We start from the raw sequence: 14523 nt of genomic DNA on the forward strand, positions 1-14523 counted from the left end.
CTCTTAACTGGGAAGATATTTTCAATAAAAATGTACAAAAAATGATTTTATTAGGAAATTTGACAACTCTATTTTAGAGTAAATAAAGGGCAAGTTGATTTTCTGGAGATGTCTAATATAGCGTTTCTCAGCAATCGTGAGGTACACCTATCTTTATTTGTTCCTATTTCCTATTCCCTGTTTCCTATTCCCTATTCCCTATTCCCAGTTAAGTTTTCCCTGTTCCCTAAAACCAAGGAATTTTGTACCTCACGCTTCTTGGGAATTGCTATATAAATCCTAAGAGACTGAATGTATCAGGAAATATAAAAAGGAGATAGGGAACACTTAACTCTTAACTGGGAACACTTAACTGGGAATAGAGAATAGGGAATAGGGAATAGGTAATAGGGAGGAAGAAATCAAGACAAGTATTGAAGAGTTAAAAATCTGGGAAGATATATACCTTTCCTCCTAATCAATCTACCAAATTTCAATCTCTTGAAGTACTACCATTTTTAGATTTTAGTCACTCAACAACTCTCTTAAGACTTATTTTACAAACAGTTTCTAAGATAACTAAAATATAGCTAATAAAGAATTAGTCCTTGACAATTACTGATGATGAATTTCAGATATGGAAATATTTTTCCAACCGTTCTAAGTTAAGTGTTCCTCTTCTCTATTCCCTACTATATTATTCATATATTTTGCAGTATTTTAGACAATTTAATAATTACTAATAAGCTAATAAAAATTACAATTTCATTAATGGATAATGGATAATTACCTCTCCCTTTGTAAGCTATCAGCTATCAGGTTCATTATCTTTACAAGAGGAAAAAGCAGTTGAGATGTTTCCAAGAATTAAAAGTATGGTTCATTAATTGATAATGGATAATTACCTCTCCCTTTTAGGGAGAGAATTGACTAAAAGGAAAAAATTTATTTATCGATGGGAGATTGGATATGCTTAGATAACCCATCCATCTCTCGACCACTTTTCCCCTTAAAAGGGGAAGCTTTCAACTTGAATTAATTAATTATTAATTATTAATTATTCGGTAAACATTATCAGGGTACATAGCAAAATGATAAAGATACAAAAAAAACGCAAATCTTGGCAAGAAAACATTTACTATATTTTTGAATATTCCGACCAAAGAATTTTTTTAAGCTTACTAGATGATTTGGTGATTACTATTTTAACCAGCATTAGTGTAAGTGCATTTATTTTAGAAACATCTCCTAAATTTTCAGAATATTATCCTGAACAGTTAAAATTAATCGAAATACTTGTAACTGGATTTTTTACTTTAGAATATTTAATCAGAATCTGGATATGTACGGTTAATCCTAAATATCATCATCCAATTTATGGTAGATTAAAATATCTAATTACACCCTTAGCACTGATAGACCTTGTAGCTATTTTGCCCTTTTATCTACAAATATTATTTCCCGGTTTTGAATTTATCAAATTCACTCTTGTGCTACGTTTATTTCGCCTATTTAAAATTAGCAGATATTCAGAATCTTTGCGGACTATACTTAAAGTTATAGTTGCAAAAAAAGAAGAACTAATAGCTACATTACTGATAGTAATTTTTGTCTTAGTTTTTGTCTCAAGTCTCATGTTTCTAGCAGAAAGTGAAGCACAACCAGAAAAATTTTCTAGTATTTTAGAGACTATGTGGTGGGGAGTAGTAACTTTAACAACTGTGGGTTATGGAGATGTTTATCCTATGACTCATTTAGGCAAATTATTGAGTGCTGCTGTAGCTTTTTTAGGCATTGGAATTTTTGGTTTACCAGCAGGTATAATTGCATCTGGTTTTGCTGAAGAAGTTCAAAAAAGACGGGTAACAAAAATAGTTCATCCAGTAGGAAAAGATATTAAGGTAACTTCCGAAACTACATTTCCAGTACACCCAGATTTTAGACATCATCATCATCATCATCATACAAAACAAGAACAACAAAAAGCGATCGCTCATTATATTGATGAGTCATCAGAAATTATGAAACTTTGCATAGAAACAGCAAAGAAAAAGTACGGAAATTATTTTCAAAATGAGGAAATTATCAAAGATTTTGCCATGCTTCTTTATCAAGAAACAACGCGAAAGTTTCACCGTTAATTATTAGACTTCTTGCAGAAGTCAGGGAATAGGGAATAGGGAATAGGGAATAGGGGGAATGGGAGAGTAGGAGTGAGGGAGTGGGGGAGAAGTAAAAAATGCTGTGCTTCCTCAAAACTTCAGTTATTAAGTAATAAGCAGAATTCAGGAATATTTTTAACGATATATAGGCATGAAGCCAAAAATATCTTATTCAGTAGAATTCTACTTCCTACTCCCTAATATGTACTTCATCAAATAGGAAACTGCTGTATTTATATAATTGAGCAATATCTATAATTTTGCTGTTTTTCTCTTCTTTTTTCCTGCTCTTCTAGATAACTAAAAGCTGCTTCCTTCTTTTGATAATCGGCATTGCTGAAATCAGGTATTAAATTCGGATCTGAATAAGATTGATAGTCAGGAAAAAAGCTGTTTTAACTACTGACTACTGACTACTGACTACTCTGAGTAAGATTAATAGTCAGGAAAAAGCTGTTTTAACTACTAACTATTGACTACTGACTACTGACTACTCTGAGTAAGATTGATAGTCAGGAAAAAAGCTGTTTTGACTACTAACTATTGACTACTAACTACTGACTACTGATATGTACTTCATCAAATAGGAAACTGCTGTATTTAGATAATTGAGAAATATCTCTAATTTTGCTGTTTTTCTCTTCTTTTTTCCTGCTCTTATAGATAACTAAAAGCTGCTTCTTTCTTTTGATAATCCGCATTGCTGAAATCAGGTATGAAATTCGTATCTGAGTAAGATTGATAGTCAGGAAAAAAGCTGTTTTGACTACTGACTACTAGCTACTGATATGTACTTCATCAAATAGGAAATTGCTGTATTTAGATAATTGAGAAATATCTCTAATTTTGCTGTTTTTCTCTTCTTTTTTCCTGCTCTTATAGATAACTAAAAGCTTTTCCCTTCTTTTGATAATCTGCATTGCTGAAATCAGGTATGAAATTCGGATATGAGTAAGATTGATAGTCAGGAAAAAAGCTGTTTTGACTACTAACTACTAACTACTAACTACTGACTATTAGATATCTCCAAAAATAAAAAATGAAACCAATTCAAGATATTAAATCAACAATTTCATTCCCTCTTCCCTATTCCCTATTCCCTATTCCCTGACTTCTGCAAGAATTCTATTGACTAATAATCAATAGGTAAACCATAATATTCAAGAGTTGAACTATCCTGGATAATATTTTTAGTAGAAGTATCTACTTGAATTTGACCAGACTGCAAAATTAAAGCACGTTCAGTTACTTTACTAACCCAGTTTAAATCATGGGAAGCAATTAAAATAATTTGCACTGGTAATTGTAAGATAATTTCAGCTAAATTACGTCGCCATAAAGGATCGAGGCCATTAGTCGGTTCATCTAATATTAAAATTTCTGGTTTTAATGCTAAAACTGCTGCTAAAGCAGCCAATTTTTTTTGACCTCCTGAAAGTTCATAAACAGAACGATTTGCATATTTTTCTAAACCAAATTTTATCAACAAATTCTCAGCAATTTCTGTAGCAGTTTCTGGCGATAAACCATAGTTAAGCGGACCGAAAGTTATATCCTCTAAAATAGTCGGCATAAATAATTGATCATCAGGATTTTGGAAACAAAAACCTACCTGACTACGCACTTGGGATAAAGTTTTTTCTTGTAGGAGAATTCCTTGAATCCAAATTTCACCCGATAAAGGTTTTTTTAAACCTACTAAAGTTTCCATAAAGGTGCTTTTACCAGTACCTGTAGGTCCTAACAAAGCTACTCTTTCTCCTGGTTTAATTGTCAATGAAAAACCCCGTAAAACAGGTTCATTTTGAGGATATTGAAATAATAAATCTTTGACATAGACTCCAGCTAGCGATCGATCCTCTTGCATTTGATAAATAATTAATTATTAACACAGGAATAAGATGTTTTTTAACTACTGAAAAATATTAAGTAGTAGGTTTAATAAATATTATAGTGATTCTCATTTTAATCTGGTATAGCATTTTTTTTCTATTCCCTATTTCCTGAAATACACATTTGGGATTTCAGCAATTTGAAAAAAGAATCTTATATCAAGTCCGGTAGCATCAGTATTATACCATTTCTCAAAAGCTTTTCTACATTTTATTGAGCGGGGGAGTAGGGGAGAATTGATTAATGGATAATGGATAATGGATAATGGATAATGGATAATGGATAATTACCTCTCCCTAACAGGGAGAGGATTGACTAAAAGGAAAAAATTTATTTCTCTTGGTCGATTGGATATGGCGGAGACCTCGCCATCCCTCGACCGCTTTTTTCCCCTTGAAAGGAGAGACTTTAAACCTGAATTATCTCATTATTTAATTGTTTAATTGTTTAATTGTTTAATTGTTTCGGTAATATTATGTCCGGTTGAATAGTTATAAATAACGAGGGAGGAGTCAGGAGTTAGCAGTTAGGAGTTAAGAGGGAAGAAGAGAAAGTTTTAAAGTACAAAGAATAGCTAGTTTTTTGATCACTAAAACTTTTACACATAACAATACCAACGGACATGATATGAGTTGTCTATTTGACTATCTTTGACTAAAAATCAAACTTTACCATAAGATTTATTAGAGGTTATTCTTTACCATAAATAGTCAATCAGACGGAGACTATACCTATACAGTCAACTCATAAATTTTCCCTACTGAACTTCTAGCAAAAATCTAATTATTTGTACCAAATATTTGACAACTTATGCACACCGAAACCATAAACCAGGTTTTTTCCTAGATATCTTTTGTGAAAATCAACTATTTTTTATAGCAACAGGTTTTCTCTGCTTCATTAATATTGAGAATTCAATATTTGCCTATCCCAACCATTTAATAACTTTCAAAATTTAGCTAAAAAAAATAATTCTGCAACAATCAAACTAACAGGAATCTTTTGTGAAAATCAACTATTTTTTATAGCAACAGGTTTTCTCTGCTTCATTAATATTGAGAATTCAATATTTGCCTATCCCAACCATTTAATAACTTTCAAAATTTAGCTAAAAAAAATAATTCTGCAACAATCAAACTAACAGAAATTATCAGAGATAAAAATAGATATATTAAATCAGACCCAAATTGAAGAGTATTTGTAGAATTAGAAGATACGATCCGACTTTCTTGATTGAATACATTGCCATAACCACGCAATAACATTGCTTGATAAACTCGCTCTGCTTGTTGATAGCTTCGTACCAAAAGACTACCAGTAAGAGCAGCATAAACTGATAAATTTCTCCAACTAATTTTGCTGCTTTGAAAACCTCGTAATTTAGTAGATTTAATCATCATGTTAAGTTGATGAGATAGTTCAAAAATATAACGATAAGATAACATCAACATATCCGTAATAATGGGAGAAATTCCCAGTCTTCTCATTCCTTTTACGGTAGTTAAAAATGAACTTGTACCGAATAAAATTAGACCAGTAGTCATAATAGCAAAAAAACGACTAACAATTAATATAACTGCTAGACAACCTTCTTGGCGAATTGTCAAAAATCCCAATTGCCAAATAATTGTTTTACCAGATAGAAAAGGTAATAAAATAATTACCCCGAACAAAAAAAATCCTGGATAACGTAACCGAGTTGCTAAAAATGATAAAGGCAGTTTTGAAATTCCATAAAGCATCAAAGTTACTAAGAGCATTGATGGAATTAGATACCAACTATTAACTGTCGCAAAGGCAAACATTAATGCGATTAAACCAATAAGTTTATATCTCACATCCCATCTATGTATTGGGGAGTTTAAATTAGCATATTCATCTAGAGCAAATTTCATTAGACATCTCCAGAAAAGAGGGAACAGGGAACAGGGAACCGGGAACCGGGAGAAGTCTATTACTATTCCAGAAAAGAGGGAACAGAGAATAGGGAGAAGTCTATTACTATTCCAGAAAAGAGGGAATAGGGAGAAGTCTATTACTATTCCAGAAAAGAGGGAACACTTAACTGGGAACAGGGAACAGTAAACTTGTGTTGGGTTTCCCTCCGGGAAACTCCGCTAATACTCCGTTCAACCCAACCTACATTTTTAGGCGTGTCAGTCTAGTAGTATGGGTTACAAGCAGATAGTTTTAACAAATACAAGTTCGATTTATAAATAGTCTCTTACAGATAAATATTTTAATCTTTATTTATTTAAAAAAGCGGTCGTTAACACAGTTTCCCGTAGGGTGGGATGGATGGGTTTCCTAACCATATTAAATCGACCAAGAGAAAATCAATTTCCTTATTTCAATCCCAATGGTTCACTTGGAGGTACTGATAACTGAAATTACCTTTCCTTAAAAGAAGAGGATTGACAAAAATGATTTTTTTTCTTTTTTATCCTTAAAAGGAGACGCTTTAGATTTTAATTATTTGGTAAAAGTTTTGGCATAACTCGATGCAAAAAGCTGACAACCATAGCAGTTAAAATTCCTTCTATTACCATCAAAGGAATATGAGAAATCATTAATCCATAAATTGCTTTCTGTTCTAATGAACCATCAAACCCAGAGGGAAGATTTGTAATAATTAAACTAAAAAATATCAAACTCGAAACTCCAATAGCACTTGCTCCAGCAATAAAGCCAAAAATTCTCATTGATAAATTTTCCCTAATTCCTTTTCCCACAACATGACGTAATTGAAATATTTGATAAGCTAAAATTGCTGGAATTCCCATAATTAGTGCATTAATTCCTAAAGTAGTTAAACCACCATGTCCAAACATTATTCCTTGGAAAAATAAACCAATTAATATTGCTGGAAAAGCATAATAACCTAATACAGTTCCTAACAGTCCATTTAAGATTAAATGAACGCTGCTACCTATTGGTATAGGAATATGAATACTAGAAGCAACAAAAAAAGCTGCCGTTAATAAAGAAGCTTTGGGAATACTAGCTTGAGGATTTGGTAAACGATTAATTTGGCGTAGAGAATACCAGGTAATTAGAGAAGTAATTCCATAACCACTAATACAAAGTTGAGCTGGCAGAATGCCTTCTGAAATATGCATTGTAAAAATTTAAAATTATACTAACAAAAGTTAAAGATTTAGACAAAATTTATAACTGTAATAGACTTATTATAAAAGTCAGGAACTAGAAACAGGAAAAATAAAATATCTCATACTAAAAGCAACAGAAAAAAAATTTTGATTTTTACTAATGCAAAAACTCTAACGATTTTCTTGTGGTTGGTCTTGAGTTTTAAATCTCCAGAAAAATAAAGCAGTTCCTACAAATCCCCACATAACAGAACCTATCATTAATCCTTTTTGCAGTGGATTATAATCCCTAGATGTACTTGCTAAATAATAGTTATTGTTGCTGATATTTTCCCTAGGAGAATTTTCCAATTTATTTACTTGAAAAGGAACACTAACTAACTCGCCATGACCAGCTTGACGTACCTTTATTTCCCAATATCCAGACTGAGAAGAATCAGGGGCAAAAATAAAATTTCCCTCCTCATCAGTTATGCCTTTTAACCAAGGTTTATTAGGAGCATTAGGAGCATAAACTGTGACTGAAGCATTAGTTAAAGGAGTACCAGTATCATAAACAGCATTAATCTGAATTGCTTGAGTAATTTGATGTTGAATTTTTACTCCATGAGGACTCGCTTTTCCCTGTAAACTCAGTGAAGATAAAAATATTAAAGGAATCACGAATTGCCATTTCATATCTTACCTCTATTTATGGTTACTTCAGAAATTTTGCCATTTTCTATTGTTAAATGATTTCTTGTGCAGTGGGATTTATTTTATAGAAAATCCTGAATTGCTCAAATTAATTTCTACTACAGATTTTCTATTTTTGATTTTGGTTCATAGAGCTACACCATATTGTGTAGCTCTCATATTTTCCTCTTGTAGCTTTGATAATGCTACCGGGTTTGATATTATTCCCTATTCCCTACTCCCTAATTTGACTTTTGACTTTTGACTTAAAACAAACAATTAACTTCTCTGACTTTTGAATTTTGAATTTTGAATTTTGAATTAAACTGACTTTTGACTTAAAACAAACAATTAACTTCTCTGACTTTTGAATTTTGAATTTTGAATTTTGAATTAAACTGACTTTTGACTTAAAACAAACAATTAACTTCTCTGAATTTTGAATTTTGAATTAAACTGACTTTTGACTTAAAACAAACGATTAACTTCTCTGAATTTTGAATTTTGAATTTTGAATTTTGAATTTCAACTATGGCAATGACCTTCGCCCACATGACCTAAACTAGGCAAAATTGCCATAAATTTTTGGTAGTCAGCAGGAGAAAGTTTATCTTTTAATGTAGGCATATCCAGCTCAACTTTTCCTGCTGTAGCGATCGCTGCCAGAGGAGCAAAACCCAATGCTCCTGTATTAATTTCGTCATCTGGGGCAGCACTACCATCACCAAAAAGATGGTCAAAGTGGAAAGTAGCTTCTAATTCCGCAGTATTTCCTGCTTCAAGAATACCCTTACGCTCATCCCCAACAAAATCTCCACAAGTAAATTCTAATTCCTGGTCAATTTTTAGAGTAAAGGGTATACTCTGAGCATCTTTATTAGCTGTGCCACTCATTAATAAAGAATAACCTTTTGCTGGACCTTCAGTTGCCTTAAGCATTTTCCAAGAGATAGCATTATAGTGACCCGGAGGTGCAGATATTTCACTCACCAAAATAGTTTCTGCTGTTTCATTCCCTTTTGCCAAATCTACTATTTTGCTTTGAGCAAGAATAACTTTTTCTTTTGCTTCTGGTTTTCCTCCTGTTTCAGCTTTATAGGGTGGATCTGTTTGATAGGCCGTAACTTCAACTAGGTTAACGTAGAGTTGGTCAAATGTTATTTTCCATCCATCTTTAGTAATAAAACCTTTCCTCACAAAGTCTTCTCCATTAGCACGAAGCTTAAGAGTGCCTGGAGTTTTGTCATTTGTCTGCACTTGGTTGGCCTGATTTTCAGTCCTCTGGTTTTGACAACTACTTAGTAGAGCAGTAGGAGTGATAGAAGCTAGAGTCAATAGCATTAAAAGTAGTTTTCTAAAGTTGATTTTCATTACTTTGACTGTCAAAAAAGTTAGGATGTTGATAGGGAGATGGGGAGATTCATAAGTATGCAGAATTTTTTGTATTCCAAATAACATAATTATCTCAATAATCTAAACATATTTTTGTTGGCCTTATTGACTCATTTATCTCTATTGATCTAGGAAACTACTTTCGAGCAAAATTAACAATCTCCAGGGGGGGCATCTTATACTATTTCTCATGCATGAATGCTACATAAGATTGGGAGAGGTAGGGACGTTGCTTGAGCATTAATGCGTTTTCCGTTCCGTAATGCTCCTATTCCATGTCGCGTAGCGTTAGCGGAGCGAAAGCGTCAGGAAAACGTCCGTACGAAAAACATATACTAATCTACCTTAAATTGTCAAAAAAAGACTTTGAGCTTGATAAATATTTGATTGTTGAAGTGTAGCTGAAGTGAAGTATAGCATTAATGCATGGTAATTGGTATTATCTGTACCAAGGACGAGCAATATTTTTTACAAATAGCTAGTGCAGGATGGCAGAAATAACTGAGCAGTTACATGCTTGCCTTAAGCCTTACTAACCAATAAGGCATGAATTTTTAATTTTCAATTTCGCGCCTAGCGCTATACCAAAATTTTATAGCAGTATTATTAAGAAGTGGTATAAAACCTTATTTAATATTTAAAATAAGATGGTGAAATTATTGTCTAACTTTAGGGCAAATAACAAAAACTCATATATCAAAAATTGTCAATATTTTATCGAGCCATTACAATATGAATTTGTCCTAGTAATAACAAAAAAATCCACTCAACTAATATGATGAATCATTTTCGTTTTCTATCTTTCTCTGCAATCGTTGCTAGTTTAATTGCCATGAGTTCTTGTGCAAATACAACTACTCCGACTATAGATACTAACACCAGTCCTGGCACTTCAAATTCAGCCGTATCTACTACTCCTGGCACTAGAATTAAAATAGATATAAATGATGCTTCAGACTCAGATTTAAAAAAATTAGCAATCAAGTTAAATCTACCCGATCTACCAGAAAAAATCAAGAAAAATCGTCCTTACAAAGACATTAACCAACTGGCAGTAAAAAAAGTTATCAGTCCTGAGCAATTAGAGTTTGTTAAGAATGATATAACTGTCACAGAACTCACCCAAGAAAAAAATAGCAATTAACTAAAAAAAACTTTTTTAACGCAGCAATTAGCACTCAGCACTCAGTAATCAGCAGAATCTCTTTTTTTACGTTTAGAAGAAGATTTTAACTTCTCCTAAAACATCCATTGTTTGGGGTTGCTGGGAATTTTAAACCAAAGCTGCTAAAAGTTAATAGCTAATTAAATTGTGTAATTTTCCCCTGCTAATATAACTAGCATTTAGTAGGGGTTGAGAAAAAAAGGATTTTTGCCTTGAGATTATCTATAGAAAAAGTTAATATAGTAGTCGAAGCAAAGGTTAGGACAATTCTAAATCCTGTTTGCGGAGGATTTCCCTATACGAAAAATCCTTTGACAGTTTACTATTCCCTATTCCCTATTCCCGATTCAAGTAGCCCTATATTTGCTATCCTTAAATAAAAGTTAAATCTAGGAAAACTTAAATTAATATTGAATAAACAGATGTCTATAACTAAGCAGTTACAATTAATCAGAGAAATGTAGACTTAAAACGTTAAAAATGAGAGAACTTGATAATCAAAAATCTGTAGGCTTATTAAATTCTATTATGGAATTTGAACTTGCAGGTGTGGTGCGCTACACTCATTATTCCTTAATGGTAATCGGACCTAATCGCATACCAATTGTAGATTTTTTTAAAACTCAAGCTAATGAATCTTTACTTCATGCTCAACAAGCAGGAGAAATACTAACAGGTTTAGAAGGTCATCCGACATTAAAAGTAGCTCCGATTATAGAAACAAATCAACATTCAATAGCAGCTCTTTTACAAGAAAGTCTCAACCATGAAGCCAAAGCTTTAGAACTATATAAAAAATTGTTAGAAACTGTAGAAAATGCAAGTATATATTTAGAAGAATATGCTCGTACAATGATAGGTCAAGAAGAGTTACATAACATGGAAATCAAAAAAATGTTGCGTGACTATAGTTGATTAATTGAATCTATAGCAGGGAATAGGGAATAGGGAACAGTTGGAAAAACATTTCCTAGTCTGAGACTCATCATCAGTAATTGTCAAGAGCCAATTCTTTCTTAGCTATAGAATAAATATCTAAAAAAAATCATAGCAATCCGCCTCAAAAATGTGAATATCTAATGATAATTTACATATTATTTAGAAGTAAAAAAAGAGCAATCGGATTGCTTCATTTTTATCTATGTAAAGAGAAGCTAGGATTAATAATTTTCCAGAAAATATTTTTGGGTAAATTAGATAAATTATTTGATTATTGGGTGTTGTTGAAGTAAGGTATGAAATTTGTGAGTGAATTAAGATTAATAGTAAGAAAAAATCTATTTTAACCATTCACTATTAACTACTGACTACTAAAAATTATAGAATCATTCAGTAAGCTAGATTATTAATAAAAAACTAACTAGATAGGAAAACAGAAATATCAATAAAGATTAAAAGGTTTGCCATAAGGCGAAAAACTAAGGAACCCCACTTACTATAATTGCTTTCCTAGGCGATAATAAAATCTTACATTTGATTATGCCTACTACCGAGCTAAATTTTTTTTTAATCGCAGAAATTACTTTTGCCAAAGGTTTATTAATCTTGATGAGGGGAAGCAGGAAAAGGATTAATCCATTTTTGATTAATACCTAAGTCCAACACAAGACCAACTACAGCAAAGGCCACTACACTCTCTATACCTAATACCATTAAAGGCCATAGAGCGAAAAATGTGGCCTCAGAATTTAATCCTCCATCAATTTGTCCCAAACCTCTGACAGTGCCAAAGGCCACGACTGCCCCAGATTTAAGATGGGGGTTCTTATCTTGACGAATAATATAACGATAAGTCACGCCAAATAGAAATCCACTCACAAAAGCGATCGCCCCTTGCAGCAAAATATCCCAGTCCAGATTTGTAATTTCTAAATTTGCCAATGGCTCCCAACTATGGGCTAAAATTAAGTTATTGCCAAGAGCGATCGCGCCGAAAGTTAAAAATAGTGAGATACCAGCAAGAGTTCCTGCTTTGAGAGATTCTATTCTTTCTGCGAAGGTAAAATTTGATAAATAGTTGACCATATAAGCTGAATTTTGTGCCTATTAATATTTTCGTCTTCTCTTCTAGTCAAAATGCCATAAATAAAATATTATAGGATTTGGAGTAAATTTTTTCTTTTTTTTAAAAGCAGTTATGGATATTTTGTCTTTAGGTTGGGTTAGCCTTTTAGTTCTGTTCGGTTTCTCTATTTCAATGGTAGTTTGGGGTCGTAACGGTTTCTAAAAATTAGGTATTGGTTTTAAGAAACTTAATTTTTGCTTGTGTTATAAAACTAAACAACTCTTAATCTACTAACTAATAAATTCCAAAGATGGGATAGGTGATCGACCTATCTCATCTTTAAGTTTTACATAAAAATTGCTAAGTAGCTAGATAGGAATAAACCTGACTATGTAATGAAATGTTGATGCAGCAAAATGCCGTAACCGAATAATTAATAATTAATAATTAATAATTAATAATTAAATAATTCACCTTTAAAACCTCCCCAATAAAAGAGAAAAAGTGGTCGTTAACGTTTGCGATAGCATTCCGTAAGGAAAGTTTCACGCAGGGTGGGATGCTGAGGAAACCGGCGCTATATTAATCGACCAAGAGAAAATAAACTTTTTCCTTTTAGTCAATTCTCTACCTTTTAGGGAGAGGTAATTATCAATTATCCATTATCAATTATCCATTAATGAAAGTGGTATCCTTAAGTTATTATCATTACAACCGTATTAATTGTAATTTATCTAGATTGAGAAGTCTTTGAAAGGCTAATATATTAACATTCATCAACAATATGAAGATTTGGTAAAAATACGGATTAACTATTGCCCGATCATAGCATTTAGTTTTAGTATTATAAATAAATTATAGCGTTTCTCAGCAATCGTGAGGTACACCTATCTTTATTTGTTCCTATTTCCTATTCCCTGTTTCCTATTCCCTATTCCCTATTCCCTGTTCCCAGTTAAGTGTTCCCTGTTCCCTAAAACCAAGGAATTTTGTACCTCACGCTTCTTGGGAATTGCTATACTATAGTTATATTCTTGTCAAAAAATCAAAAATGGATTTTATAGAAATAAAGACCGCTTATTTGAATATATTGGGTGATTGTTTCAACAAGCAAATGTCTTCTCTAGAATACTTATTAAAAAGAATTATATTAATTTATAGAATAGAAAAATTTAAAAATTTAATATTGATTGATCGGGCTATTGAGTTGATAGAATCAATGAAATTTCCATCGTGGGATAGAGAAAAAATTACTCCTGTACAGAAAAATATACTAGAAAATTTTATCAAAACTACTGCATTTTTTTTAAATCAATCAAAAGAATATTTGGTCTTATCAAAAATCAATTATGCCATAGAAGAAAAAGATGATTTCAGATTGATAATTGCTGCTGAAAGAGCTATTCTTAATTGTCGTATGCTTGTAGTTAAATTTTAACAGCTTGTAGTTAAAAGTCAGCAGTAAGGAAGGATATCTTTCCAATTGGTGAGTTACAAGAATCATATAGAATCTGGGTAATTAGTTATCCTAACATTTAGGAGTCAGAACTCAGAAGTCAGAAATTAGGAGGGAAGAGAATTTAGAAAAATTTGGTAATTATGGAAATCGGGAAATTTTTCTGATACCGATAAGTGTTAATGGTAGTCCAGTTTTACTGATGTTAAGAATAATTGTAGGTTGAGTAGCAGTTTACTTCCACGAAATAGTACGAAATGAAACCCAACAAAACAGGTAAAAATGTTGGGTTGATACTGTGAATAAGGTACGGTAACGTTTTCTTGTAATCCGTCTGAGAGTATGTCAGTTTTTTCTCGCCTTTAAATCTGTAGCAAAATCTTCATAGCGTCGTAATGATGTAACCTCAATATTCACATATTGTCCCAATTTTTTGACAATTGGTAAATCCATAATCACTTGGTCAAGTTGATCGGGAGATTCCACATCAACAATAGCTATGACTCTGCGAGTTCCCACACACTTCCAAACACTTACTACAATTCCTTTTTTCTTACCTTCCTCTGCAGCATCTGCTTCTTCGCTCCAAATAGTAAATAATTCCTCTTGGGTCATAGTAGGAGGATATTGTACTCGAAAGTCTATGTGATACAGCATAAATACCTGAGTTTAAACAATAGATAAAA

At 32.3% G+C, this 14523-nt stretch carries 12 protein-coding genes; 5 read left to right on the forward strand and 7 right to left on the reverse strand.

The window, feature by feature from the left end; all coding sequences use genetic code 11:
* Positions 1–1070: 1070 nt before the first annotated feature.
* Positions 1071–2120 (forward strand): ion transporter, encoded by a 1050-nt coding sequence (locus tag F6K40_RS15230; RefSeq protein WP_293137234.1) that lies wholly within the window; start codon positions 1071–1073, stop codon positions 2118–2120.
* Positions 2121–3273: 1153 nt separating this feature from the next.
* Here the strand turns inward: F6K40_RS15230 and F6K40_RS15235 are convergent.
* The 5 genes from F6K40_RS15235 to F6K40_RS15255 all read right to left on the reverse strand — a co-directional run bounded on the left by F6K40_RS15235 (position 3274) and on the right by F6K40_RS15255 (position 9277).
* The gene (locus F6K40_RS15235; RefSeq protein ID WP_293137236.1) at positions 3274–4008 is read right to left on the reverse strand and encodes an energy-coupling factor ABC transporter ATP-binding protein; all 735 of its coding nucleotides are present in this window, start codon (positions 4006–4008) and stop codon (positions 3274–3276) included.
* Between the two features lie 1123 nt (positions 4009–5131).
* On the reverse strand, positions 5132–5929 hold the full coding sequence (cbiQ, locus tag F6K40_RS15240; RefSeq protein WP_293137238.1) for a cobalt ECF transporter T component CbiQ: 798 nt from the start codon (positions 5927–5929) through the stop codon (positions 5132–5134).
* A gap of 573 nt (positions 5930–6502) precedes the next feature.
* On the reverse strand, positions 6503–7153 hold the full coding sequence (gene cbiM, locus F6K40_RS15245; protein ID WP_293137240.1) for a cobalt transporter CbiM: 651 nt from the start codon (positions 7151–7153) through the stop codon (positions 6503–6505).
* A gap of 162 nt (positions 7154–7315) precedes the next feature.
* The gene (locus F6K40_RS15250; RefSeq protein ID WP_293137242.1) at positions 7316–7822 is read right to left on the reverse strand and encodes a carboxypeptidase-like regulatory domain-containing protein; all 507 of its coding nucleotides are present in this window, start codon (positions 7820–7822) and stop codon (positions 7316–7318) included.
* A 522-nt stretch (positions 7823–8344) separates the two neighbouring features.
* On the reverse strand, positions 8345–9277 hold the full coding sequence (locus F6K40_RS15255) for a DUF4382 domain-containing protein (RefSeq protein WP_293137244.1): 933 nt from the start codon (positions 9275–9277) through the stop codon (positions 8345–8347).
* Positions 9278–9986: 709 nt separating this feature from the next.
* Here F6K40_RS15255 and F6K40_RS15260 point away from each other — a divergent pair.
* Positions 9987–10355 (forward strand): helix-hairpin-helix domain-containing protein, encoded by a 369-nt coding sequence (locus F6K40_RS15260; RefSeq protein ID WP_293137246.1) that lies wholly within the window; start codon positions 9987–9989, stop codon positions 10353–10355.
* Positions 10356–10856: 501 nt separating this feature from the next.
* Entirely contained in the window at positions 10857–11291 is a 435-nt protein-coding gene (locus tag F6K40_RS15265) for a ferritin-like domain-containing protein (RefSeq protein WP_293137248.1), read from the forward strand.
* A gap of 624 nt (positions 11292–11915) precedes the next feature.
* Here F6K40_RS15265 and F6K40_RS15270 read toward each other — a convergent pair.
* Complete coding sequence (locus F6K40_RS15270) at positions 11916–12401, reverse strand: hypothetical protein (RefSeq protein ID WP_293137250.1); 486 nt, start codon at positions 12399–12401, stop codon at positions 11916–11918.
* Between the two features lie 112 nt (positions 12402–12513).
* Here F6K40_RS15270 and petN point away from each other — a divergent pair, with 112 nt between their 5' ends.
* Both petN and F6K40_RS15280 read left to right on the forward strand, forming a co-directional pair.
* Positions 12514–12603, forward strand: a complete 90-nt coding sequence (gene petN, locus F6K40_RS15275) for a cytochrome b6-f complex subunit PetN (protein ID WP_293098586.1) — start codon at positions 12514–12516, stop codon at positions 12601–12603.
* Between the two features lie 829 nt (positions 12604–13432).
* Positions 13433–13819: a hypothetical protein gene (locus F6K40_RS15280; RefSeq protein WP_293137252.1), complete on the forward strand. Its 387-nt coding sequence runs from the start codon at positions 13433–13435 to the stop codon at positions 13817–13819.
* A gap of 363 nt (positions 13820–14182) precedes the next feature.
* Here the strand turns inward: F6K40_RS15280 and F6K40_RS15285 are convergent, their stop codons facing one another.
* On the reverse strand, positions 14183–14494 hold the full coding sequence (locus tag F6K40_RS15285; protein ID WP_293137254.1) for a muconolactone Delta-isomerase: 312 nt from the start codon (positions 14492–14494) through the stop codon (positions 14183–14185).
* Positions 14495–14523: the final 29 nt, after the last annotated feature.

Origin of the sequence: Okeania sp. SIO3I5 (assembly GCF_010672085.1) — a bacterium.
In the GTDB taxonomy this organism is placed as follows: domain Bacteria; phylum Cyanobacteriota; class Cyanobacteriia; order Cyanobacteriales; family Microcoleaceae; genus Trichodesmium.

Bases quoted from the DNA above. Each gene is read 5' to 3' on its own strand.
- F6K40_RS15230 (WP_293137234.1), top strand. From the start codon at position 1,071: ATGATAAAGATACAAAAAAAACGCAAATCTTGGCAAGAAAACATTTAC.
- F6K40_RS15235 (WP_293137236.1), bottom strand. From the start codon at position 4,008: ATGCAAGAGGATCGATCGCTAGCTGGAGTCTATGTCAAAGATTTATTA.
- cbiQ (WP_293137238.1), bottom strand. From the start codon at position 5,929: ATGAAATTTGCTCTAGATGAATATGCTAATTTAAACTCCCCAATACAT.
- cbiM (WP_293137240.1), bottom strand. From the start codon at position 7,153: ATGCATATTTCAGAAGGCATTCTGCCAGCTCAACTTTGTATTAGTGGT.
- F6K40_RS15250 (WP_293137242.1), bottom strand. From the start codon at position 7,822: ATGAAATGGCAATTCGTGATTCCTTTAATATTTTTATCTTCACTGAGT.
- F6K40_RS15255 (WP_293137244.1), bottom strand. From the start codon at position 9,277: ATGTTATTTGGAATACAAAAAATTCTGCATACTTATGAATCTCCCCAT.
- F6K40_RS15260 (WP_293137246.1), top strand. From the start codon at position 9,987: ATGATGAATCATTTTCGTTTTCTATCTTTCTCTGCAATCGTTGCTAGT.
- F6K40_RS15265 (WP_293137248.1), top strand. From the start codon at position 10,857: ATGAGAGAACTTGATAATCAAAAATCTGTAGGCTTATTAAATTCTATT.
- F6K40_RS15270 (WP_293137250.1), bottom strand. From the start codon at position 12,401: ATGGTCAACTATTTATCAAATTTTACCTTCGCAGAAAGAATAGAATCT.
- petN (WP_293098586.1), top strand. From the start codon at position 12,514: ATGGATATTTTGTCTTTAGGTTGGGTTAGCCTTTTAGTTCTGTTCGGT.
- F6K40_RS15280 (WP_293137252.1), top strand. From the start codon at position 13,433: ATGGATTTTATAGAAATAAAGACCGCTTATTTGAATATATTGGGTGAT.
- F6K40_RS15285 (WP_293137254.1), bottom strand. From the start codon at position 14,494: ATGCTGTATCACATAGACTTTCGAGTACAATATCCTCCTACTATGACC.